Source organism: Erythrobacter dokdonensis DSW-74, assembly GCF_001677335.1.
In the GTDB taxonomy this organism is placed as follows: Bacteria; Pseudomonadota; Alphaproteobacteria; order Sphingomonadales; family Sphingomonadaceae; genus Erythrobacter; species Erythrobacter dokdonensis.
Map to the genome: position 1 here is coordinate 131,984 of NZ_LZYB01000008.1, position 23,505 is coordinate 155,488.

Genomic DNA, 23,505 nt, shown 5'->3' on the forward strand with positions numbered 1-23,505 from the left:
GGCCTTTCTTTTTTGTTGGCGTCTTGTCGACTTACCAGCGCTTGGTCGCGCTCACCGAGAAGGTGCGGCCAAAGGCATCGTTGATGCCGGTGCCCGGGATACAGAAGCCGAAGGTGCGCTGGCACTGGCGGTTGAACGCGTTGTTCACCACGAAGTTGAAGCGCATGTCGTCATCGGTTTCGAAGTACACGTTGAAGTCGACGGTGACGAAGTCTTCAAGCTGGTCGAACAGACGCTGGTCCGGGGTCCGGTTGAACCGCGAGAACAGCTGTTCGCCGGTGTAGTTCACAACCGAACCGAAGCCCCAGTTGTCGCCGAGGTAGTTGGCGGTGAACTGGCCGGCCCAAGTCGGGTCACCCAGCGTCGCGTCCGACCGTGCCGGAGCAACCCCGGTGATGTCGGTCTGACGGAACAGCACCACCGACAGGTCGCCGCGAAGCTGCAGCGTGCCCGGGATGCCGAGACCGTCAAGCGAGGTCGCATAGTTCGCCGAAGCCTGAATACCTTCGTAATCGATGGCATTACCGTTTACGAAGCCCGTACGGACACCCGGGTTGGCCGGGTTCGACACAACTTCACCGATCGCGTCACGCTGGATGAGCGAGCAGAACTGGTTCCCGTTGGCCGGGTCAGCCGTGTTGAAGTTGTCGTTGTCGAAGCAGCCCGAGTTGATCTGGGCAGTGGTGAGCTGCGCGATCGGGTTCGAGATCGAGATGTCGATGTAGTCGACGGTCAGGTTGAAGTTCGGCAGGAACCACGGACGCAGGATCACGCCGATGCTCCAGCTGTCAGCCTGCTCGTTATCGAGGGTGGGGTTACCACCAACGATGATCGGCACCGAAGCCTGCGCCGCGGTCTGCGGACGCGGGATGTTCGGGAATGCCGCGAGGAAGGCGTTACAGTTGTTTTCACGCGCCGTCGGGTTCGGACCGCCGGTGATCGCCGGACCGAAGCACAGGTCGGGAATGAAGCCGAACGCGTTGGCCTGCGGGAGGAACAGTTCGGTCAGCGCCGGAGCACGGAACGAACGGGTGAAGTTGCCGCGGAATTCGATGTCCCGCACCGGAGCGATGCTGCCGCCCGCGGCCCAGGAGAAGAACCCGCCGTTCACGGTGTTGTCGACGTAACGACCACGGCCATAGACGATCGCGCTCTCGATGAACGAGTCGTTTTCCGGCGTGATGATCGGCACGTAGAGTTCGCCGAACACTTCGTTCAGGGTGAACGAACCCGAGATCGGGGTCACCGCAGCACCACGGCCAAGGCCCTGCTGTTCGAATTCGGACGGGTTGAACCGGCCCGATTCCTTGCGGTGTTCGTAACCGACGTTGACGCCCACTTCGTTGCCGAACAGCTCGAAAAGGGTGCCACCGACGTTGGCGTTGAACACGGTCTGTTCAAGCACCGAGCGGGACTGGTTGTCGGAGATGACGTAGTCGATCGCTTCCGGGCTCGCCTGAAGACCGAAGAAGTTGAACGGCACGCAGCGCGGGTCGGCCACGGGCAGGAACCCGGACTGCGATGGGGTCGCCGGGGTCGCGTCGCAGACGATCTGGCCAGAGGCGTTCGTCGTCACGTTGGTCGCGTTGACGAAGTTCTGGACGTTGATGTCCTGGCGGAAGTCGTTCACTTCGGTCTGACCATAGGTCAGCGAGGTTTCCCAGTTCCAGCTCCGACCGCCGATTTCGAAGTCGCCACGTGCGCCGATGACGCCGCGCAGCAGTTCGGTTTCGGCAAAGCCGGTGAGGTCAGCGAAGCCGACGTTGGCGCGCGAGATGGTGAAGCGGTTCACGCCGGCGGCAGTAAGAACGCCACGCGCCTGATCGTTCAGGAACGGGTTGGTGACGTCGAACGACAGCGCGCTGCTCGCCCCGCCGAACAGCGGCGTGTTGAAGGTCGGCTGCTGCACGAGTTCGTCAGCGCGGGCATCGTAATACTGCGCTTCGACGAAGACGTTGATGTGATCGGTGACGTCGTAGTTACCGAAAACGTTCGCGCCGAAGCGACGCAGGTCCGAAGTCAGCTGGCCGAAGTCCGAGAACTGGAAGCCCTGACCGCCGAAACCGCGGATACCGACCGCAGAGGTGCCGGCCACGTTGGTCGGACGCACGCCCGGGTTGAACGGCACGAGGTTGCCATTGGCGTCGAATTCGAACGCGCCGGTCCCGCTGAGGCCGTTGAGAGCCGCGCTCGAGCTGGTCACGCCGAGCGGACCGCCGAAGATCACGCCGTTGTTCGACAGCACGAAGATACGCGAAGGCGAGAACAGCACGGTATCGGGAATGCCGTCGTTCGGGCCGGTGTCGAGCGGCAGGTTCGGGTTCACGCGGTTGCTGAGAACCGTGTTGTTCTGCGTTTCGACTTCGTCGAGGAAGAACTGGCGGCTGCGCTGCAGCAGGCCATCGGTCTGGGTGTAGAACGACGAGACCTGAATGTGGCCGCGGCCATCGGCAAAGCTGGTGCCGTACACGCCTTCGAGGCGGTACTGGAAGCCGTCACCGGCTTCGGTGATGGTGCCGGTGGCGTTGAGCGTGAGGCCTTCATAACGATCATCGAGGATGATGTTGATGGTGCCCGCGATCGCGTCCGAACCGTAAACCGGCGCACCAGCGGTCGAGGCGATGTCGATCTGCTTGATCAGCGCGGTCGGGATGACGTTGAGGTCAACCTGCAGACCCGGAGCGCCCGGACCGAACAGCGAGGGGGTGTTCGACGACACCATACGACGACCGTTGACGAGGGTCAGGGTCCGGTTGGTGCCGAGGCCGAAGTTGTTGACGAAGTTCACGCCCTGCCCGAATGCGGACTGGCCGCCCTGCGGGGTCACCGAGCCGCGGATCTGCGGCAGATCGTTGAGCGCGTCGGCGACGTTGATGAAGTTCCGCTGTTCGATGTACTGCGCATCGATCGTGGTGGTGGGCTCGGTCGATTCAAGGTTGGGCAGGCGAATACGCGAGCCGGTAACCGTGATGCCGCGCGATTCCTCGGCAGCTTCAGATGTGGTTACAACCGCTTCTTCTTCGTCTGCATCCTGCGCCATCGCAGGCGACGCAACCGCAAGCGCGACCACGCCGACGCTGGTAAAAAGTCCGATACGGCGATCGGAACCGAAAAACGTCTTCATGTGTAAACCCCTTAGTTATGGGCAGATTCCGCCCTTTGTCGGTAGAAACCTGACAAGGCGGCAGGTTAGACTACATTCCACGGAGCCGCGCAACCGCAACGCCGCAATGGTGACATTTTGGGGACAATAAAGTTGCCGGTCGTGGCACATATGCAACATTCGACCGCGGGGAGCCGCAAGCGTCTCGAAGCAACCAACGGCGTGTTGCAGACTGCGTTCATGTACCTTTCGTTCCAAACCTTGGGAAGGAGGTTTGAAGGGCTATCGTGCCGCCACAACATCAAACGCCACGGTCATCCGCTCCGCCAGCGCACCGCGCCCGCTGCTGAAGGGAGTAGTCCCGTGATAGAGCGTCGAGGGGAACAGCGCCAGATGCGCCTTTTTCGGGCGGATCGCCATCAGCGGTTCGAGGTCGAGTCCGAGATCTGACGGCGGACGCCCTAGCTCGAGCCAGCCGCGTTGCAGCGTTTCGTCGCCGGCTTCCTCCGGCACCACCAGGTAGAGCGCCGAGGAGACGATCCCCTGCGGATGGATGTGCGCGGTGTGATAGTCACCGCCCTGGCCTTGAACATCCCCTTCGCCTCCGTGCAACCGGACCGACCACGAGCCGCGGAGCTGCCACGGGGTATCCCTATGGCGCAGCAGCGGATGGGTGTCGTCGCGCAGTGGCAACTCGGCACGATAGCCTTCCAGCGTCGCGCGGATCGACTCTTGCAGTTCGCTGAAAACCGGCTCGCTCCGGTGGAACAGGATGCCCCGGGTCTGGGTGCCGCCCCGCAGGCTCTGGCCGAGCGGCATCGAAGAGGCGGCGTGCAGCTTGTGCAGTTCGGCAATAGCATCGCTCACCAGTCCTTCGCGTCCGCCCATCAGGGGGCGCAGTTGCACCAGACCCGGCTGGCCGTGCAGCCAATCCGCCCGCGCATCGTCCGCCAGTCGCCAAGCTATGCCGCGCAGTGCCCAGGCCGAGATATCCCACGGGTCGATCGCCAACACCCGCGCCAGCAGAGCTTCGGCCGCTGCGGGATCGCGTCCGCGCAGCCGGTGCCGGGCTTCGTGTCGGTGGCGCAGGGGACGGTCATCCGAAAGGGTGGCGAAGATCGCCTCGGCCCGCGCAAGATTTCCCGCCGAACCTGCATGGATCGCTTCGAGCAAAGCAAAATGCGGCTCGTTCGGGAACCGTCGGCGGGCCTCGGCAGCCACTTCGGCGGCTTCGGCGGCATGGCCGATCCCGGCGAGTGTCTCGATATGGGCAGCAGGGATATTCGGATCAATCGGTGCACGGGCGGCAGCGGAACGAAACGGCGCGGCAAAGTCCGCCTCGCCCGCCGCCAGTCGCAGCCTCGAAAGAAAGGTCAAGCCGTCGAGATAGCCCGGTGCCTGCCGCGCGATCTGTTCGGCAATCAATCGCGCGCCCGCTGTATCGCCCCTTGCTTCAAGGGCCTGCGCCTTGCCCAGCCAGAGTCTCGCATCGCCCGGATCACGTGCAAGCAAACGGTCGAACACGTCCAGTGCCGCAGCATCACCTTGCGCCAGCAGGTGTTGGGCGTGCTCGTATGTCAATGTATCGCTCATGGTGGGAGTAGGGGCTATGCATCACCTGCTGTCGAGGCAAGCCTATCCCGAGACCAACCATCATTTTGCCCGCTTGATTTGCCCCGCGGGCTTGAATAGGCGGGTCGCGTAAAGGCGAGTGGCGATGTGAAACTGATCTTGCGCCCGCGCCCTGTCGGACAACGGATTGCAAGGAGAGAGCAATGAGCACTGCCTATATCGTCGAAGCCGTCCGCACCGCCGGGGGGCGGCGTGGCGGGCGTCTGGCCGGGGTTCACCCGGTCGACCTGCTGGCGAAGTCGCTGGACGCCATTGTGGAACGCAGCGGCATCGATCCCAAGGCGATCGATGATGTGGTAACCGGCTGCGTCAGCCAGGCAGGCGAGCAGGCCATGCAGGTCGGGCGCATGGGCGTGCTGGCATCGAAGCTGCTGCCCCAGTCAACGCCTGCCGTCACCATCGACCGCCAGTGCGGCTCCAGCCAGCAGGCGATCCAGTTTGCAGCCCAGGCGGTTATGAGCGGTACGCAGGATGTGGTGATTGCCAGCGGCGTGGAAAGCATGACCCGCGTGCCGATGGGCTCCAACGTCACGCTGCACATGAAGGAAGGCCTCTACAGCAAGGCGGCCGGGATCGAGGAGAAGTTCCCGGGTATCAACTTCAGCCAGTTCATGGGCGCTGAGATGATCGTCAAGAAGCATGGCTTCAGCAAGGACGACCTCGACCGTTTCGCGCTTTCGAGCCATGAAAAGGCGATTGCCGCGACCAAGGCCGGTGCGTTCGAGCGCGAGATTGTGGCCGTCGAGATCGAAACCCCCGAAGGCGCTCAGATGCACACTGTCGATGAGGGCATCCGCTTCGATGCGACGCTGGAAGGCATCGCGGGCGTCAAGCTGCTCTCGCCCGACGGGGCGATCACGGCTGCTTCGTCGAGCCAGATTTGCGATGGTTCCTCGGCGGTGCTGGTAGTGTCGGAAGCCGCGCTCAAGGCCCACGGCCTGACCCCGCTCGCCCGTATCCACAACCTGACCGTCACCGCGGGCGACCCGGTGATCATGCTCGAAGAGCCCCTGTTCGCGACCGACCGCGCCTTGCAACGCGCGGGACTGTCCATCGAAGATATCGACCTGTTCGAAGTCAACGAGGCATTCGCTTCCGTCCCGCTTGCCTGGCTCAAGCACACCGGGGCCGACCCGGAAAAGCTCAATGTCCACGGCGGCGCGATTGCGCTCGGCCACCCGCTCGGCGCATCCGGCACCAAGCTGATGGCGACGCTGGTTCACGCATTGAAGCGCCACGGCAAGAAGTATGGCCTTCAGACGATGTGCGAAGGCGGCGGCGTCGCCAACGTTACCATCGTCGAAGCGCTTTAAGTCATTTCAATCTGAGAGGAAAACCAATGGAAGTTTCTGCCAATACCCCCGCCGTCGTCACTGGCGGTGCCTCTGGCCTCGGGGCCGCCACCGCCCGCGCGCTGGCCGCGAAGGGCGCCAAGGTCGCGATCTTCGACATGAACGAGGAAAAGGGCAACGCCATGGCCGCGGAAATCGGCGGCATCTTCTGCAAGGTCAACGTGACCAGCGATGAAGACGTCGACGCCGGTTTCGCCGCCGCGCGCGCGGCCCACGGGCAGGAGCGCATCCTCGTGAACTGCGCGGGCATCGGCAACGCGATCAAGACCGCCAGCCGTTCGAAGGAAGACGGCTCGATCAAGCACTTCCCGATTTCGGCGTTCGACTTCGTCATCCAGGTCAACCTGATCGGCACGTTCCGCTGCATCGCCAAGTCGGCGGCGGGAATGCTGACCCTCGATCCGATCGACGAATTCGGCGAGCGCGGGGCGATCGTCAACACCGCGTCCGTCGCGGGCGAGGACGGCCAGATCGGCCAGGCGGCCTACTCCGCCTCGAAGGCCGGCGTTATCGGCATGACGCTGCCCATCGCGCGCGACCTCATGAACGAGGGCATCCGGGTGAACACGATCCTGCCCGGCATCTTCGACACTCCCCTGCTCGCCGCTGCGCCCCAGAACGTGCGCGATGCGCTGGCCGCATCCGTGCCGTTCCCCAAGCGGCTCGGCATCCCGACCGAATATGCCAAGCTCGCCATGTGCATGATCGAGACCGGCTATTTCAACGGCGAGGACGTACGCCTCGACGGCGCGATCCGCATGGCCCCGCGCTAGGCTCGAAAGCTGCCCTGTTTCACGTGAAACAGGGGTCAAGAGAGGGCCAAGAGGGGTCTGGAGGGGGTCAAGCGCCTTCTGGACCCGGTTGAAGCCCTGCCAGGAAAGCCCTCGCTTTTGCGGGGGTTTTCTTTTGCGCCGCGCATGGCATCACGGTCGGCAAAGGAGAGACAGACCCATGACCGACTACACCCAGATCATCGTCACCAAGGCCGGCGGCATCGCCACCATCACCCTCAACCGGCCCGACAAGATGAACGCCTATACCCGCACCATGGGGCAGGAGATCATGGCGGCGATGGACGATATCGACGCCGACGACAGCGTGAGGGCGGTGATCTTTACCGGCAGCGGCGAGCGCGCTTTCTGCGCGGGCGCGGACCTGACCCCGGAAGGGGGCGGGCAAGTATTCTCCGATCCGACCGAGGTAACCGACCTGTCCGATCCGAAGGTGCGAGACGGCGGCGGTCTGCTGACGCTCAGACTGTTCGAGAGCAAGAAGCCGCTGATCTCCGCCTGCAACGGCGTTGCGGTGGGCGTGGGCGCGACGATGCAGCTGGCGATGGACATCCGCCTTGCAGCGTCCCACGCGCGCTACGGTTTTGTCTTTGCACGGCGCGGGATCGTGCCGGAGGCGGCCTCGAGCTGGTTCCTGCCGCGCATCGTCGGGATCAGCCAGGCGCTGGAATGGTGCTATACGGGCCGGATCTTCGACGCCGAGGAGGCGAAGGCGGGAGGCCTCGTGCGCTCGATCCACGCTCCAGACGACCTGATGATCGCGGCGCGCACGCTTGCCAGCGAGATTGCCGAAAGCACCTCGGCGATTTCGGTCGCCATGACGCGGGCGATGATGTGGCGGCTGATGAGCGCCGATCACCCGATGGAAGCCCACAAGATCGATTCCCGCGCGATCTACCGGCTCAGTCGCGGGGCCGACGCGAAAGAGGGCATCGCCAGCTTCCTCGAAAAGCGCCGCGCCGCGTATCCGGGCAAGGTCAGCGCCGACATGCCCGATTTCTACCCGTGGTGGGACGAACGCCCCTATGAGTGACGACGACACGGGTGCGACCGACGGGGCAGGGCGGCTGGCCGGGTTCCTGCCCTACCAGCTTTCGGTCACCTCCAACGCGGTCAGCGATCTCATCGCCGAGCGTTACCGCAACCGCTTCGCGCTAAAGATCCCCGAGTGGCGGGTGATGGCGGTGCTTGGCGATACCGGCGCGATGACCCAGCGCGGGCTGACGGCGGCGACGCTGATGGACAAGGTCGCGGTCAATCGGGCGGTCAAGGTGCTTGAAGATCGCGGTCTGGCGGCGCGGGTCGCCAATCCGGTCGACGGCCGCTCGCACCTGCTGGCGCTGACCGAAGACGGGCGCGCAATCCATGCCGAGATCATGCCCCTGGCCCTGGCGATGGAGGCCGAGTTGCTGAGCAGTTTCCCGCCCGATCAGCAGACCATGCTGCGCGACATGCTGGCGGTTATCAGGCTGAAAGCCGGAGAATTGTCACGCGGTGCGTGACAGCGGGCCGGCCTTCTGGGCCGACCCGCTGCCTTGCGCCGTCAGAGCGCCCCGTCGGGACCCATCAGCGCGTCGCTGATGGAGCAGGCTGCCGGGCCGAGAATGACGATGAACAGCGTCGGCAGGATGAACAGGATGAGCGGCACGGTCATGATCGCCGGCAGACGCGCAGCCTTTTCCTCGGCGCGCATCATGCGCTCGTTGCGGAACTCGGCCGACAGCACGCGCAGCGCGGAGGCAAGCGGCGTACCGTAACGCTCGGTCTGGATCATGGTGGTCACCACGCCCTTCACCGCTTCCAGATCGACACGATAGGCCAGGTTGTTGAAGGCCAGCCGGCGTTCGTTGAGGAACGACAGTTCGATCGCGGTGAGCGCGAATTCGTCGCCCAGTTCGGGATAGGCGCGGCCCAGTTCCTTGGCGACGCGGTTGAAGGCAGCGTCGACGGTCAGGCCGGCCTCGGCGCAGATCACCAGCAGGTCGAGCGCGTCGGGCAGGCCCTTCTGGATTTCCTTGGTGCGCTTGTTGGCCTTGTTGCTAAGATAGAGTTCAGGCCCCTTGTAGGACAGGATCAGCGTCACCGCGAAGGCCCCGAACCGGGTCATCGGACCCCAATCCGGCCAGTATTCGATACCGTAGATCATCAGCGCGGCAATACCGCCCAGCACGATCGGCATGATCGCCCGGGCACCGATGATGAAATAGGCCAGTTCCTTGTTGCGGTAGCCGGCATGGGCCAGCTTTTGCTGGATGACCTTGATCTGGCTGTCCTGCAGGACGTTCAGCTTGCCGAGGTTTTCCTTGACCTTGTCGGTGCTGTTGCTGCGCCGGATAAGGCGGGTGCGCTTCTTGGTGGCCGAGGTGACGATCCCGGCCTTGAGCTGTTCGCGCCGGGATTCAAGCACCTTGACGCGCTTGGCCATGGGATCGCGGATGGTGACCGCAGCATAGATTGCCAGCACCATGGCGAAGGCGGCAAGCCCTGCCAGCACGGTGCCAACCATGATGACATCGAAACCGAGCAGGGTGGGGCCGGTGGGTTGATCAAGCATCGCTCAGGTTCCCCAATCAGATTTCGAAACTGACCATCTTGGCCATGATGAACACACCGATGCTCATCCACGTCAGGCCGCCGAGGCCCGCCACGATCAGGCGATCGTCGGTGAAGAAGCCGCCGATATAACCGGGGTTAACCCAGAAAATCAGGCCGAAGACGATGAACGGGAGCGAGCCCACGATATAGGCCGAGGCCTTGGATTCCGAGCTCATCGCCTTGATCTTGAGCTTCATCTGCCCGCGCTTGCGCAGCACGTCGGCAAGGTTCGAGAGCGTTTCGGCAAGGTTGCCGCCGGTCTCGCGCTGGATCGCAAGGGTGATGGTGAAGAAGTTGAATTCGGGGATGCCCAGCCGGTCAGCGGTGTCCTGGAGCGAATCCTCCATTGTCTTGCCGACCTTGATCCGGTCCACGATGCCGCGGAATTCCACCCCGACGGGGCCGGGCACTTCCTGTGCGACCACGCTCAGTGTCTCGGTCACCGGCAGGCCCGAACGCAGGCCGCGCACCAGAAGTTCGAGTCCGTCGGGAAACTTGGAGACGAATTCATTGGTGCGGCGCTTGATGAAGTAGCCCACGACCAGGTGCGGCAGGCCCACACCGACCGCGGCGCCAACCCCCAGCGACAGCAGCAACGCGCCGCTCTGGATGAAAACGATCACCGCGACCGCCAGCGACAGGCCCAGCGAGGTGTAGATATATTGCGAGACGCTCCACGACTTGCCGGAGCGGTTCAGACGCACCGCAAGCGCTTCCATCCGCGAACCCGATCCGGCCACGCGGTAGGTCTTCGGCTTGCGTGCGGCGATCGCGCGCTTGAATTGGGCATCGACCTTGGCATCGACGCTTTCCGAGTGGCGGTAGCGCAGCGACTGCATCCTGCGCTTCTGCGCTTTCGCGGCGCCCGACCCGGTCACCAGCAAATAGCCGACGACCAGTGCGGTGAAGATCACCAGGGTGATCAGCAGGGTTTGGAGAATGTCCATGCCGTTGCTTCCTGCCTTGTACCGCGCAGTTGCGGCACGCGTTCTCGTTCATGCCCGGACCGAGGGGCGGCGAGGGCGTTTGCCCTGCCGGCCCTGCGGTTTCGTGCGGTCTCAGTCGGCTTCTTCGGGTTCGGGCTTGGTCTTCTTGGCGAGCAGCGCCTTGAAGTCGAACCCTCCGAGCAGCGATTTCTTCTCGCCGCTGGTGGCGGCAAGATCGTCCATGTCCGCGCCGACGATGCGCTCGGCGATCTGGCGGATCGCCGCAGTCGCCTTGCTCGCGCGGTTGGCGTCGACGAACACCTGGCCCAGCTTCGCCGCGTTCGATGCCGCCTTGATGTCGTAAGGCACCACGAAATCGACCTTGCGTTCGATCGAGGCCTCGAAATCGGCCTTGCTGATCTCGGCAAGGGCCGGCTGGACCTTGTTGGCGACGATCATCGGATGGGCATGCGCGGCATTGGTCTTGAGCCACGACAGGATCCGGATGGTGTCGCGCGCCGAGGCGAGGGTCAGCTCGCAGGTCACCAGCACCACGTTCACGTCCGCCATCAGCTGGGGGAAGTTGATCAGCATGTTGCGCGGCAGATCGATGACAGTCATTTCGAACGCCTGGCGGAACTCGTCCTCCAGTTGCACGAAGGCCGCGCCATCGGTCATCAGCGGTTGAGTGATCGGTGCTTCGGCCGAAAGGATCGACAGATTGTCATTGGCGCGCACCATGGCGCGTTCGATGAACAGCGGGTCGATGCGGCTCGGGTTCTCGATCGCATCGGTCAACCCGCGGCCGGGCTCGAGGTCGAGCGCGAGGGCGCCGGTGCCGAAATGCACGTCGAGATCGAGCAGCGCGGTCGGCGACTTGTGCTGCTCGCTGAACAGCCACGCCAGCGAGGTTGCCAGCGTCGAGGCGCCCACGCCTCCGCGGGTGCCCACGATTGCCGTCGAGATGTGCCGCTTGGCCGCATCACTGTCACCCGCCTTGGGGGCCATGAACACCGCCAGCGCCTGGTTGAGTGTGTCATGCACCGCCTGCGCCGAAAGCGGCTTCAGCAGGTAGTCGTGGATGCCGCTTGCGAGCAGGTCGCGGTAGAGGCGCACATCATTGACCTGACCGATGGCGATCACCACCGTGCCCGGCTCGCACACTTCGGCCAGCGCGTTGATATCGTTGAGCGGATCGCCGCTTTCCGACAGGTCGACCACGAGGATCGCGGGAGAAGCACTGACCGAGAGCGATTGAACCGCGTTGCGCAGGCCGCCCTTGTTGCACTTTTCCGGAGCCCAGCCGAGTTCGACCACCACCGGACGCAGAACGTCGAGGGCATTGTCGTCGCAGATATAGGCTGCGAACGGATCACGATTTCCGGGCAAGCCCGATTTCCAGGGAGCGTTCATGGATCAGTTACCTCCTCCGCCGCCGCCGCTGCCGGCGGTTGCATCCATCAGACCGCCAGCGCCCGTCGGCGTGGCTTCACGCAGGGTGGCGATGGCCTTGTTCGACGTGGCGATGACGGTTTCGCCAGTGCCCTTCTTGCCTTCCAGCAGATCCTGGGGATCGGCGACCATGGCAGCCAGATTGCTGTTCACGCCGCAGCCGAAGTTGGGGCTCATCGCGTTCTTGTAGTTCATGTCGGAACGCTCCGACCAATCCGGGCAACCGGGCACCGAGGCGGTCGAGCGGGTAATCACCACGCGCGCCTGTCCGGGCTGGAGCATTCCGGGGGTGGCCGGTGCCGCATCGGCAATCATCAGGCCATAGCGGGCGGCCAGATCGCGGATTGCAGCCGTCACGGCCGGGTTCTGGCCCGGGTTCTCGATCGCGACACGGTCACCATAGCGCAGGTCCATCGTTTCGAACCACCCGTTCAGACGCTGCTGTTCGGAGATCGGCAGGCCCGAGGCGTTGGTGTTGACGTCCAGCGTGAAGTTGGTCCGCTCGACCACCGGCTGCTTGGTGCTGTACAAGCTGGTGTTGGTCGGCATCCCGCCACATCCGGCAAGGCCAAGGCCAAGCGTCAGCGCAACGGCGAGCGCAGGCGCGCGCCCCAGACGCCCGGTCAAAGATTTGGGTCGTGCAACAGGCATCATACTCACCTTTCTCACGTTAGAGGCTGAAGCCCGGGGCCGCTGCCTTGGCCTCGCGCTCGTCCTTGCGGTTCTTCTTGTCGGCCCGGCGCGGCTTTTCCGGCGCATTCGGGACGATCGCGGCGGGATCGGCATCGCTGACCCGCGGCTGCGGCGCATCGGGCTGGCCCGAGGTCGGACCCGGACGTTCTTCGCCCGAAACACCCGAGTTGTTCTGGTAGCCCAGGAACTGCTCAAGCTCGCTCGAAGAGCGATAGCCGTCGGTCGGCAGCTTGATGTCCTTGGCGTCGACCGGCTTCACCAGATAGGGGGTGACGACGATCACCAGCTCGCTCTCGCCGCGCCGGAACTGGCGGCTGCGGAACAGGTTGCCGAGGATCGGAACGTCTCCCAGACCCGGAGCCTTATCGAGCTGGTTCTGCGAGTTGGCGCTCATCAGGCCGGCGATCATGAAGCTCTGGCCGGAGCCCAGCTCGACCGTGGTCTCGGTACGGCGGGTCGTCAGCGCGGGCACCTGGAAGCCGTTGAGCGTGATCGAGCCCTGGCTCGACAGCTCGGACACTTCCGGGCGGACACGCATCGAGATGCGACCGTTCGAGAGCACCGTCGGCGTGTAGGCGAGGCTGACCCCGAACTGGCGGAACTGCACGGTCACCTGGCCGAGGCCCTGGGCGATCGGGATCGGGAATTCGCCGCCCGCAAGGAACGTCGCGGTTTCGCCCGACAAGGCGGTAAGGTTGGGTTCGGTCAGGGTGTTGACGAGGCCAAGACGCTCGGAGAGGTCAAGCGCGCCCAGCATGTCCATGCCGAACAGCCGCCCAAGACCCGAGATCGTCGATCCGCCACGCGAATCCACCGCCGGCCCGGGGATCTCGGTCCCGTCGGGCAGGATGAAGGCCGATTGCGCAACCTGGTTGCCGACCCCGAGCGGACCGTCGACGCGGTAGCTTTCGCCGCCGATGGGGCGACCGGTGCCGACCCCGAAGCGGAAACCGCTCGATCCGTCGAAGGTGTTGAGATTGCCGCCGATCTCGCGCAGCAGCGAGCGGCTGACTTCGGCAATGGTCACCTTCAGGTTGACCTGCAGCGGAGTAGCGGTGCGCAGCCGGCTGATGACGTTGGTTCCCTCGCCGGTGAAGGCCTGGACCAGACGCTCGGCCTCGGCGGCATCCTCGGGAGCGCCCACGGTGCCGGTCAGCAGCACGGTGTTGGTTCCCATGGTCGCCACGCTGATCTGGGCATCGGGCATCGCCAGCGCCAGCATCTGGTCGACGCTGCCGATGTTCGAACCGACCCGGATGTTGGCCGAGAAGATCACGTCACCGCGTTCGTTGCTGGCATAGATCGTGGTCTCGCCGCCGGCACGTCCGAAGACATAGAGCTGGCGCTGCGACTTGATCTGCACGTCGGCAACGTTCTCGTTGGCAACGAAGACGTCGGCCATGGTGCCGGGGACCGTCACCAGTTCACCGCGACCGATCGAAAGGACGATTTCCTGGTTCGGCTTGACCACCTGTTGGGCGGTGGCGGTGGCGGTAGGCACTGCCGCCAGCGGCGCAACCATGACGGCGGCGAGCAGCAGCTTGGCTTTGACATTCAGTTTCATGGAGGAGCTCCCCTCGGGCTTGCCTGTTGCCGCCTTTTGCAAAAGCGGTCGGAACGTGTTGCGCGTCAGCATGTCCATTCCCCTCAGAAGACCATCGTCGAACCGGCGGCCGGGACGGTCTGCCCGGCGCGGCGCAGGCCGTTCGCCTGGCTGCCGACCATGCCACCGACTGCGGCCTGCGGGCTGACCGGGGTTTCCTGGGTCGCCTTGCCACGGGTCACGCGGACGCTGGGACCCTTGTAGACCGGCTCGTTGTTGACGCGGGCCGAAACACCGGGCGCAGGCGGGGTGTAGTCGTTACGGTCCCGGTCCTGCGGCGGCACGGTCTTGCGCTGGAAGCGCGAGACATCGCCACCGGTCACGTAGGTCGTGCCCTTGTCGACCGGACGGGTTGCAGCAGCCTTGAGCAGCTTTTCTTCCTGCTCGGGGGTGGCGTTGGCCGGGATTTCGATATCCCCGGCGGCAATCGCCCGCTCGAGTTCGGCCTCGTTGTCGGCCAGCGAGCGCAGCGCCAGGCTGAGCGTGCCGATGGTCTGGGCGACCGCCACCTTCTCCGCGATCTTCGGCGTCACTTCGAGGGTGACGGTGCGGAAGGCCCGGACAACGGTCTTGCCGTTCTCGTCGGTGGTGCTTTCGGTGGTCTGGTCGGTGGCGAGCACGCGCAGATTGCGGATCACCGTTTCGGCAGCCTTGAGATCGGGGCCGTCACCCTTGACCGACTGGGTCAGCACCAGGTCGACCCGGTCGCCCGGGAACACGAAGCCCGCAACCCCGGTCATCGCCGACACCGGAACGGTGACCGCACGCATGCCCGGCCCGAGCGCCGCCGCAAGGAACCCGCGGTCGCCCGGAGCAACCAGCGTGCCTTGCGTCACCGGCTCACCGGCCGTGATCGGGAAGCGCACAACCGTTCCGAGCAATTGCTCCATGTTGGCTTCGCCGTCGATGAAGTAGGCGTCCTTCACCAGCTCTTCCGGCCAGGGCTGGAAGCCCAGGGCGTCAGCGGTGATGATGGTGCCGGCGGTCAACGCGCGCTTGGCGACGAGGACCCTCGGGCCTGTCGGCTGCGGCGCAGCCTCGGCTGTCGGGGCACCGCCTCCGGCGAAGATGCTCCGTGCGGCAAAGGCAGTTCCGATCGCGATGATCAGAGCGCCGATCAGCAGAACCAGTTTCTTCCTATCCATGGCTGAAATAGCCCCCTCGTAATCGCCCTAGGTTGGTTAGCGGGCAGGTATGGTTTCGATGAGTAAGCCCCGACTGGTTAAAATCAGGTTCACGGCGTTGGCGCTGCCATTGCGGCGGCGGGAAGGTAGTTGACGGCGAGCACCCAGAGCCCCCCGAAAGCGATGGCCACGCCATAGGGTATGGCCAGGCGCTCGCGCTGGCGGCGCATCACGTGCCACATGCCCATCGCGATGGTCAGGACTCCGCCGGCGAGCGCCATGATCACCAGCAGCTGGATGAAAATCTCGGGGCGCACCCAAAGGGCCAGAACTGTCAGGAGCTTGACGTCCCCTCCGCCCATCATCTTGAGCGCGAACAGGCCTGCCAGCAAAGCGAATGCGGCCGCGGCCACGCCAATCTGGATCGCAACATCCGGCCACAGCGACAGGCCGCTCGACCACCAGAACAGCGGCGCGCCCAGTGCGATCGCGCCGTTCAGCCAGTTGTCGATCTGGCGCCTGCGGATATCGGTGAATGCCGCGAAAACCAGCGCGATTGCCAAGGCAACCAGCAGCCCGTAGTGAATGGTCATCATCAACATCGTGCCCCCGAAGTAACCGTGCGCGTGGTGCGGACAGTCCTGCTTCGGGACGGTGCTACAGGTGTTTGCTTACCAAAAAGTAACCAAGCTCGGAGGCTCCAGATTCACGAAAAGACCGACGATGCGGTGATCGACCGCCGGGCCATTCCCCCCGCTGCGCGCGAGAGCATCTGGCGCGCCGCCGATGGCCATGAATTGCGCCGGATCGACTGGCCGAGCGCTGACGGGCAAGTCCGCGGCGCGATCCTGTTCCTCCCCGGACGGGGCGACAATTACGAGAAATATCTCGAAACGCTGGAACAGTGGCACCGTGCCGGCTGGCGGGTCACGGCGGCCGACTGGCGCGGGCAGGCCGGCTCCGGGCGGCTCGGCAAGGACGCGGTCACCGGCCATATCGAGGATTTCTCCATCTGGATCGATGATCTGGCCCACTTCTGGGAAAGCTGGGTTGCCGAAACGCCTGGGCCGCATGTGCTCGCGGGCCATTCGATGGGAGGGCATCTGGTGATGCGCGCTCTGGCGGAACGGCGCGTCGCCCCCGATGCGGTGGTGCTGTCCGCGCCGATGCTCGGCGTCAACGGCCCGCCGCTGCCGCTTGGGGTGCTGCATACCGTTGCACGGCTGATGACGGTGGTCGGCGATCCTGCGCGGCAGGCGTGGAAGTGGAGCGAAAAGCCGGGGGAACTCCCGGCAGCGCGCGCGAACCTTCTCACCCATGACCCCGATCGCTACGCCGACGAGCAATGGTGGCGCGACCACCGGCCCGAACTGGTCATGGGTCCGGCGAGCTGGCGCTGGGTCGAACAGGCCTATGCCTCGGCCCGCGGACTGGAGCGGGCCGGCGTGCTGGAGCAGGTCGACGTGCCGGTGCTGATCCTCTCGACCAGTTCCGACAAGCTGGTGAGCCATCCCGCCAACCTGCGCGCCGCGCGGCGCCTGCCCAGGGGCGAGATGGTCGCGTTCGGGGCCGAGGCCCATCACGAGATACTGCGCGAGGTCGATCCCGTGCGGGACCGGGCAATGGCGGCGATTGCCGATTTTCTCGACCGCGTGGTGCCTGCGGCATGACTTATGATTTCGCGGTAATCGGGGCCGGAATGGCCGGGGCGAGCATTGCGGCCGAACTGGCCAGCGAGGCCCGGGTCCTGTTGCTCGAAGCCGAGGATGCGCCGGGCTATCATGCCACGGGGCGTTCTGCTGCGTTCTGGGACGAGTGCTACGGCGGGCCGGGCGTGGTGCCGCTGACGCTCGCCTCGGGGCCCTACCTGCGCGATCATGGGTTTCTGACCACGCGCGGCGCGCTTCATCTCGGGCGCGCTTCGGATCGCGCCGCAATGGATGCCTTCGTCGCTACTTTCGCGGGCACGGGGGTGACCATTGAGCGGCTTGACCGCGCGGCGATCGAACCGCGCGTGCCGGGGCTGCGGTCCGGATGGTGCGAGGCGATCCACGAACCGGCCTGTGCCGATATCGACGTGGCCGGGTTGCACCAGCATTATCTGGGGCAGGCGCGCCGGAGCGGGGTGGAACTGGTGTGCCGTGCGCAGGTGGCAGCTCTGGTGCGGGAGCCGGGCGGCTGGCGGATCGTGACCGAAGCGGGGGGCGAATATCGCGCGTCGAAGATTGTCAACGCGGCAGGTGCCTGGGCCGATCCGGTGGCCGCTCTGGCGGGGATCGCCCCGCTCGATATCCGGCCGCTGCGCCGCACGGTGGTGCAATTGAGGGTCGATCCGCCGGCCCCTGCCGATCTGCCGCTCGTGCTCGACATCAACGGCCACTTCTATTTCAAGCCCGACAATGGCCGCTTGTGGCTCAGCCCGCATGACGAGATCCCCGCCGAGGCCGGCGATGCCGCACCCGAGGAACTGGACGTCGCGATCGCGATCGACCGCTTCGAACAGGCGACCAGCTGGCGCATTGAAGCGGTCGAGCGGCGTTGGGCAGGCCTGCGGAGTTTTGCGCCTGACCGGCTGCCGGTTTACGGGGCCGATCCTGCAGACGGGAGCTTCTTCTGGTTTGCAGGGCAGGGAGGGTTCGGAATCCAGACGGCCCCGGCCGCTGCCCGATTGGGCGCGCAGCTGGCCCTTGGGCAAGGGCGGGACGCAATGACGCGAAACATCGATCCGGCCGCCTATTCGCCTGCCCGCTTCCATCACGAAAACAAGCTACGCACGGCCTAGCCAAGCGCGGTTCGATCTGTATGGTTAGCGACGTGGTCGCATTGTGAACCACGCCAGATCAGGAGGGGCCGACATGGCGCACAAGTTCGAAATCTACAAAGACAACGCAGGCGAGTTCCGCGTGCGCTTCAAGTACAATTCGGAAGTGATGTTCTCGACGCAGGGCTATTCGAGCAAGTCCAGCGCGCAGAACGCGATCGACTCGATCAAGAAGAACGGCCCCGAAGCGCCGGTCGAAGACAACAGCTGAATTCGGCGAGGCGGCGGGGGACCTAACCTCCCGCCGCAATCCGCTCTGCCTCGGCGCTGGCGAGGGCATCGACCCGCTCGTTTTCCGGGTGCCCGTTATGCCCGCGCACCCAGTGCCAGGTGACATGGTGAGGCCGGGCGGCCTCGATCAGGTCGTGCCACAGATCGGCATTGCGAACCGGCTTCTTGCTGGCATTGACCCAGCCGTTGCGCTGCCAACCGTGGATCCATTTCTGCATCCCGTCGAGCACGTATTTGCTGTCGGAATAAAGCTCCACCGCGCAAGGCTCGATCAGGGCGTTGAGACCGCGAATGGCTGCGGTCAGTTCCATTCGGTTGTTGGTTGTCTCAGCCTCGCCGCCCGACATTTCCTTCTCATGGCGTCCCATCCTTAGCAGAACGCCCCAGCCGCCGGGGCCGGGATTGCCCTTGCACGCGCCGTCGGTGAAGATTTCGACCTGTTTCATCGGCTAAGCCCTAAAGCGCTGCAGGCCTTTCAGGCAAGCAGACCATCGCCTGCCTCGTCATAAAATCGCCAGCGCTTCACGAACTGCATCGGATCCTTGCGGGTCACCAGCGCATCATCGGGCGTGTCGAGCCAGTCTTCGGCGCGGGATGCGACAAACCGCAGGCAGGCACCCTTGGCGACATCGGCAAACAGCGCGCGCTCCGCCGGTTCGAGCGGCCGGACGCTTTCATAGCCTTCGACCAGCGCCGCGCCGCAATCGGCGCGATAGCGGTTGTCGGCATCGAAACACCACGCCGCGTGCGTCACCGCCAGGTCAAGCAGGGTCGGCCCGGTGCAGGCGAAGTAGAAATCGATGAGGCCGGTTACCGCATTGCCGCGCATCAGCACATTGTCAGGGAACAGGTCGGTGTGTGTCTGCGATTGCGGCAGGCCGGACAAATCCAGCGCCGCAGCGGCGCGCGCATGGGCCAGCATCTCCGGCAGGCCGGGATCAATGGTCGCCAAACGTTCGGCCCCGCACAGCTCGAGGATCGCGGTGCTGGCGGCAAAATCCATCGCGTTGGCGCGGGTCAGCGGATAGTCGCTCGCAGCCAGATGCATTTGCGCCAGCACCGCACCGATGCTGCGGGCCTGCGTTGCCGTTGGCCGTCCGGGAGACACGCCGGGCAGGAACTCGATCAGGGCCGCCGCCTTGCCGTGCTCCATGCGGAAAGCGGCGCCTTCGCGGTCATGTATGGTGCGCGGCACCGGGCAGCCCTTGTCAGCGAGGTGATCGAGTAATCCGAGGAAATAGGGCAGGTCGGCATAGTCGATCCGCCGCTCGTAAAGCGTAAGAATGAAGCGCGCGCCGGCACCGTCCTTGCCCGTCGTCTCCACCAGCCAGTTCGAATTGGACACGCCCTCGGCAATGCCCTTGGCCGACACGAGCTCGCCTACGTCATAGTGCGAGATCAGCCGGGCCAGATCTTCGGCTCCGAGATGCGTGTAGACCGCCATCTTCGCGCGCGGCCCGGCGAGCCTATTCGGTAAGCTGCCGGGGCAGCTTGAACACCATCTTTTCTTCCGCAGCGGTAATGGTCTTCTCGCTGATCGGGCGATAGCTCGCCAGCGCCGCGACCACTTCGCGCACGAGGATTTCGGGCGCCGATGCGCCCGCTGTCAGACCAAGGGTCGTGACCCCGTCGAGCCAGGCGAAGTCGATTTCCTCGGCACGCTGGATCAGCTTGGCGGGCGTTCCGAGCCGCTCCGATACCTCGACCAGCCGCAGCGAGTTCGAGGAATTGGGCGCGCCGATTACCAGCACCAGATCGCAGTCATGCGCCAGTTCCTTGACCGCCGCCTGACGATTGGAGGTGGCGTAACAGATATCCTCCGCGCGCGGCCCCTTGATATTCGGATAGCGCCATTCGAGCGCCTCGATAACCTCGCGCGTGTCGTCAACCGAAAGCGTGGTCTGGGTGAGGTAGGCCAGTTCTTCATCTGCATCGAACGGCAGCTTGTCGACATCCTCGATCGTCTCGACCAGCGTCATCTGCCCGTCTTCGACCTGGCCCATGGTGCCGATCACTTCGGGATGGCCTTCGTGGCCGATGAAGATGATGTGGCGGCCCTTTTCGATCTGGCGCTCGGCCTGGCGGTGGACCTTGCTCACCAGCGGGCAGGTGGCATCGACATAGAGCAGCTTGCGCCGCTTGGCCTCGGCCGGGACTGCCTTGGGCACGCCATGGGCGCTGAACACCACCGGGGCATCGTCAGGTACTTCATCGAGTTCCTCGACGAAGATCGCGCCCTTGGCCTTCAGTCCTTCGACGACGTATTTGTTGTGGACGATCTCGTGACGGACATAGACCGGTTTGCCATAGCGTTCGAGCGCGCGCTCGACGATTTCGATGGCCCGGTCCACCCCTGCGCAGAAGCCGCGCGGGGCGGCGATCAGCAGGTTGAGTACAGGGCGGCTGGCGATGGTCGCGTCGCTCGCGGCGACTTCGGAAGGGGGAAAGGGCGCGTTCATGTCACTTCCTCTAGCGCTTTGCGATGCGTCTCGCTAGGGCGTGCTTGCGCATTTGCGCAACTGGAACCGGATTTCGAGGACGGCCATTTGATGATTTTCCGCACCCGCGCCCTTCCCGTTCTTGCCGCTGTGGCGGCAACGCTGTCAGGCTGCGCTGGCGAAGGTGAACTGGTGCTCGATCAGGGCGTCGGTATCACCTCGGTCCTGAGTACCTGCCCGGCGGTGGGCATTCCCGATTACACCGGGGATGTCACCACCTTCCGTTCCGGAACCGATCGCAGCACAGCCAGCCTCGATGTCAGCGCTGCGATCACCAACATGCGCTCGACCTGCAACGACAGCGGAGCGCAGGTCTACAGCGAAGCCGTGTTCGAGGTGCATGCCCGGCGCGCGGATGCACGTGGCGCCCGTACGGTGACGCTTCCCTATTTCGTCACCGTGCTGCGCGGCGGAAGCGCTGTGGTGAGCAAGCGGATCGGCGAAGTCACGCTAACCTTTGGGGACGGGCAGGACCGCGCGGTGGCGACCGGCAAGGCCGGCGCGTTCGTGAACCGCGCCGATGCCGCTCTGCCTGAGGACATCCGCGAGAAGATTACCCGACGACGACGTCCGGGCGAAGTCGACGCGGCGCTCGATCCGCTGGCCGATCCCGAAGTCAAGGCGGCCATTGCCCGCACCCGATTCGAGATGCTGGTCGGTTTCCAGCTGACCGAGGACCAGCTGGCGTACAACGTGACGCGCTGATCTTGTTGCGAAGGCGCCTGTGCGCCTTTGTCCTCGGTGCCGTTCCGTCACTTTGGGAAGGGTACCTGCGGGCGGCCGTTCGGCCTTGCGGTGCCTGTGGCACCGCGCCGGTTGCCCGAACGCAGTTGCAGACGTTGCCATCCTTTATCGCCTTCCCGGGCTTGACCCGGAACCCCGCTTCCTTCTTTGCACGCGCGAATAATCGCGCACAGCGCACGAGAAACCGATGACCCAAACCAAAACCCTTTATGCCGCCTATGCGGCACTGATAGAAAGCGTGCTGACCGAACTGGTCGGCGAGGGCGTGCTGCCCGCCGGCACCTCCCTTGCCAATGTCACCCTGGAGCCGCCACGCGATCCCGCGCATGGCGACCTTGCGACCAACGCGGCGATGGTGCTGGCGAAAGCGGCAGGGATGAACCCGCGTGCCCTGGCTGAAGCTATCACCGCCAAGCTGGCGAAACTTCCCTCCATCACCAGCGTCGACATCGCAGGGCCGGGCTTCATCAATCTACGTCTCGCACCTGAAATCTGGCTCGATGAATTGCGTGCCATTGCAAGGCTCGGCGCGGAGTACGGTCGCTCTGCGATGGGGGGCGGCCGGGTGGTCAATGTCGAATATGTCTCGGCCAACCCGACCGGGCCCATGCATATGGGGCACTGTCGCGGCGCGGTGGTGGGCGATGCGCTGTCCTCGCTGCTGGAGTTTGCCGGCCACAGGGTCATCCGGGAATACTACGTGAATGATGCCGGCGCGCAGGTCGATGTGCTCGCCCGCTCGGTGCACATGCGCTACCGCGAGGCGCTGGGAGAAAGCATCACCATTCCCGAGGGGCTTTATCCCGGTGACTACCTCGTGCCCGTAGGCGAGGCGCTCGCCGCCGAATTCGGTGACCGTTACGCCGCTGCGCCCGAAAGCGAATGGCTGGTGCTGTTCCGCACCCGCGCCGTCGCGGCGATGATGGACATGATCCGCGCCGATCTCGCCCAGCTCGGTATCCGGCACGACCTGTTCTCCTCGGAGGCCGAATTGCAGGCCTCGGGCAAGGTCGATGCAGCGGAGAAGTGGCTGCGCGACCACGATCTCGTCTATGACGGCGTTCTCGAAGCCCCCAAGGGCAAGGCCCCGCCCGAGGACTGGGAGCCGGTGGAACTCCCGCTGTTCCGTTCCACGAGGTTCGGTGACGATCAGGATCGCCCGATCAAGAAGTCGAACGGCGCGTGGACCTATTTCGGCGCAGACCTCGCCTACCACTTCCAGAAGGCGCAAGATGCCGATGCTCTGGTGGATATCTGGGGCGCGGATCATGCGGGCACGGTCAAGCGGATCAAGGCCGCGGTCGCCGCGCTGACCAGCGCCGACGGGGGCGAGCCCAAACCTTTCGAGGTCAAGCTCGTCCAGATGGTGCAGCTCATGAAGGGCGGCCAGCCCTTCAAGATGTCGAAGCGTGCGGGAAACTTCGTTACCCTCGCCGATGTCGTCGAGATGGTGGGCAAGGACGTGGTGCGCTTCACCATGCTCACCCGCAAGCCTGATGCGCAGATGGATTTCGACTTCGACAAGGTGGTTGAAGCCTCGAAGGACAATCCGGTTTTCTATGTGCAATATGCGCATGCCCGTATCCGCTCGACCTTGCGCAAGGCCGCCGACATGGGGCTGACCCCGTCCGATGCCGCGCTTGACCGGCTTGGCCCGGAGGAACTGGCGCTGGTTGCCCGCGCCGCGCAGTTCCCGCGCGAGATCGAGGCTGCGGCGCGCGCGCGTGAGCCGCACCGGGTTGCCTTCTATCTCTATGATCTGGCGGCTGACCTTCATTCCTTCTGGAACCTTGGTAATGACCGGCCCGAAAAACGCTTCATCGTGGAACAGGATGCAGGCCTTACCGCCGCGAGGCTTTTCCTTGCCGATGCAATCGGGCAAGTGATCCGGGGCGGTCTTGGCGTGCTCGGTGTCGAGGCCGTCGAGACGATGTGACCGC

The 23,505-nt window shown here is 64.7% G+C and carries 21 protein-coding genes; 9 read left to right on the forward strand and 12 right to left on the reverse strand.

Translation table 11 applies throughout. The annotated features are described in order from the left end of the window. Nucleotides 1-31: 31 nt before the first annotated feature. Nucleotides 32-3,124 carry a TonB-dependent receptor domain-containing protein gene (locus I603_RS12910; protein WP_068865634.1) on the reverse strand — a complete coding sequence of 1,031 codons (3,093 nt, stop codon included), beginning with the start codon at nt 3,122-3,124 and terminating at the stop codon, nt 32-34. Between the two features lie 261 nt (nt 3,125-3,385). Continuing rightward, nucleotides 3,386-4,696, reverse strand: a complete 1,311-nt coding sequence (locus I603_RS12915) for a putative 2OG-Fe(II) oxygenase (RefSeq protein WP_068865635.1) — start codon at nt 4,694-4,696, stop codon at nt 3,386-3,388. 182 nt (nt 4,697-4,878) lie between these two features. Between I603_RS12915 and I603_RS12920 the strand changes: the two genes are divergently transcribed. The 4 genes from I603_RS12920 (at nt 4,879) to I603_RS12935 (ending at nt 8,380) form a co-directional block, all read left to right on the forward strand. Further along, nucleotides 4,879-6,048 carry an acetyl-CoA C-acetyltransferase gene (locus I603_RS12920; RefSeq protein WP_068865636.1) on the forward strand — a complete coding sequence of 390 codons (1,170 nt, stop codon included), beginning with the start codon at nt 4,879-4,881 and terminating at the stop codon, nt 6,046-6,048. A 26-nt stretch (nt 6,049-6,074) separates the two neighbouring features. Further along, nucleotides 6,075-6,860: an SDR family NAD(P)-dependent oxidoreductase gene (locus I603_RS12925; RefSeq protein WP_068865637.1), complete on the forward strand. Its 786-nt coding sequence runs from the start codon at nt 6,075-6,077 to the stop codon at nt 6,858-6,860. Nucleotides 6,861-7,038: 178 nt separating this feature from the next. Continuing rightward, complete coding sequence (locus tag I603_RS12930; RefSeq protein WP_068865638.1) at nt 7,039-7,911, forward strand: crotonase/enoyl-CoA hydratase family protein; 873 nt, start codon at nt 7,039-7,041, stop codon at nt 7,909-7,911. After that, the gene (locus I603_RS12935) at nt 7,904-8,380 is read left to right on the forward strand and encodes a MarR family winged helix-turn-helix transcriptional regulator (RefSeq protein WP_068865639.1); all 477 of its coding nucleotides are present in this window, start codon (nt 7,904-7,906) and stop codon (nt 8,378-8,380) included. The genes I603_RS12930 and I603_RS12935 overlap by 8 nt, the downstream gene beginning before the upstream one ends. Before the next feature lie 41 nt (nt 8,381-8,421). Here the strand turns inward: I603_RS12935 and I603_RS12940 are convergent, their stop codons facing one another. The 7 genes from I603_RS12940 to I603_RS12970 form a co-directional block, all read right to left on the reverse strand. Next, nucleotides 8,422-9,432: a type II secretion system F family protein gene (locus I603_RS12940; protein WP_068865640.1), complete on the reverse strand. Its 1,011-nt coding sequence runs from the start codon at nt 9,430-9,432 to the stop codon at nt 8,422-8,424. Nucleotides 9,433-9,448: 16 nt separating this feature from the next. Beyond that, nucleotides 9,449-10,420: a type II secretion system F family protein gene (locus I603_RS12945; protein ID WP_068865641.1), complete on the reverse strand. Its 972-nt coding sequence runs from the start codon at nt 10,418-10,420 to the stop codon at nt 9,449-9,451. 111 nt (nt 10,421-10,531) lie between these two features. After that, nucleotides 10,532-11,812, reverse strand: coding sequence for an AAA family ATPase (locus I603_RS12950; protein WP_068865642.1), 1,281 nt, complete (start codon nt 11,810-11,812; stop codon nt 10,532-10,534). A 3-nt stretch (nt 11,813-11,815) separates the two neighbouring features. Further along, nucleotides 11,816-12,502 (reverse strand): CpaD family pilus assembly protein, encoded by a 687-nt coding sequence (locus tag I603_RS12955; RefSeq protein ID WP_068865746.1) that lies wholly within the window; start codon nt 12,500-12,502, stop codon nt 11,816-11,818. A gap of 19 nt (nt 12,503-12,521) precedes the next feature. Continuing rightward, nucleotides 12,522-14,108, reverse strand: a complete 1,587-nt coding sequence (locus tag I603_RS12960) for a type II and III secretion system protein family protein (RefSeq protein ID WP_068865747.1) — start codon at nt 14,106-14,108, stop codon at nt 12,522-12,524. Nucleotides 14,109-14,191: 83 nt separating this feature from the next. Then, on the reverse strand, nt 14,192-15,292 hold the full coding sequence (gene cpaB / locus I603_RS12965; protein WP_068865643.1) for a Flp pilus assembly protein CpaB: 1,101 nt from the start codon (nt 15,290-15,292) through the stop codon (nt 14,192-14,194). 89 nt (nt 15,293-15,381) lie between these two features. Then, nucleotides 15,382-15,873 carry an A24 family peptidase gene (locus tag I603_RS12970; protein ID WP_068865644.1) on the reverse strand — a complete coding sequence of 164 codons (492 nt, stop codon included), beginning with the start codon at nt 15,871-15,873 and terminating at the stop codon, nt 15,382-15,384. Nucleotides 15,874-15,999: 126 nt separating this feature from the next. On the opposite strand from I603_RS12970, the gene I603_RS12975 reads away from it, so the two are divergent. The 3 genes from I603_RS12975 (at nt 16,000) to I603_RS12985 (ending at nt 18,303) form a co-directional block, all read left to right on the forward strand. Next, on the forward strand, nt 16,000-16,941 hold the full coding sequence (locus tag I603_RS12975) for an alpha/beta fold hydrolase (RefSeq protein WP_232305393.1): 942 nt from the start codon (nt 16,000-16,002) through the stop codon (nt 16,939-16,941). Further along, nucleotides 16,938-18,053 carry an NAD(P)/FAD-dependent oxidoreductase gene (locus tag I603_RS12980; protein WP_068865645.1) on the forward strand — a complete coding sequence of 372 codons (1,116 nt, stop codon included), beginning with the start codon at nt 16,938-16,940 and terminating at the stop codon, nt 18,051-18,053. The genes I603_RS12975 and I603_RS12980 overlap by 4 nt, the downstream gene beginning before the upstream one ends. Before the next feature lie 73 nt (nt 18,054-18,126). After that, nucleotides 18,127-18,303, forward strand: coding sequence for a YegP family protein (locus I603_RS12985; protein WP_068865646.1), 177 nt, complete (start codon nt 18,127-18,129; stop codon nt 18,301-18,303). Between the two features lie 22 nt (nt 18,304-18,325). Here I603_RS12985 and rnhA read toward each other — a convergent pair whose 3' ends face one another. Genes rnhA through ispH form a run of 3 tightly spaced genes read right to left on the reverse strand, consistent with a single transcriptional unit; the run spans nt 18,326 to nt 20,782 of the window. Continuing rightward, the gene (gene rnhA, locus I603_RS12990) at nt 18,326-18,769 is read right to left on the reverse strand and encodes a ribonuclease HI (protein WP_068865647.1); all 444 of its coding nucleotides are present in this window, start codon (nt 18,767-18,769) and stop codon (nt 18,326-18,328) included. A gap of 29 nt (nt 18,770-18,798) precedes the next feature. Further along, nucleotides 18,799-19,767: a homoserine kinase gene (thrB, locus tag I603_RS12995; RefSeq protein WP_068865648.1), complete on the reverse strand. Its 969-nt coding sequence runs from the start codon at nt 19,765-19,767 to the stop codon at nt 18,799-18,801. 22 nt (nt 19,768-19,789) lie between these two features. Beyond that, nucleotides 19,790-20,782 carry a 4-hydroxy-3-methylbut-2-enyl diphosphate reductase gene (ispH, locus tag I603_RS13000; protein WP_068865649.1) on the reverse strand — a complete coding sequence of 331 codons (993 nt, stop codon included), beginning with the start codon at nt 20,780-20,782 and terminating at the stop codon, nt 19,790-19,792. Between the two features lie 90 nt (nt 20,783-20,872). Here ispH and I603_RS13005 point away from each other — a divergent pair, with 90 nt between their 5' ends. Next, complete coding sequence (locus tag I603_RS13005) at nt 20,873-21,526, forward strand: hypothetical protein (protein WP_068865650.1); 654 nt, start codon at nt 20,873-20,875, stop codon at nt 21,524-21,526. Nucleotides 21,527-21,752: 226 nt separating this feature from the next. Then, the gene (argS, locus tag I603_RS13010; RefSeq protein WP_068865651.1) at nt 21,753-23,501 is read left to right on the forward strand and encodes an arginine--tRNA ligase; all 1,749 of its coding nucleotides are present in this window, start codon (nt 21,753-21,755) and stop codon (nt 23,499-23,501) included. The last annotated feature ends 4 nt before the right edge of the window (nt 23,502-23,505 follow it).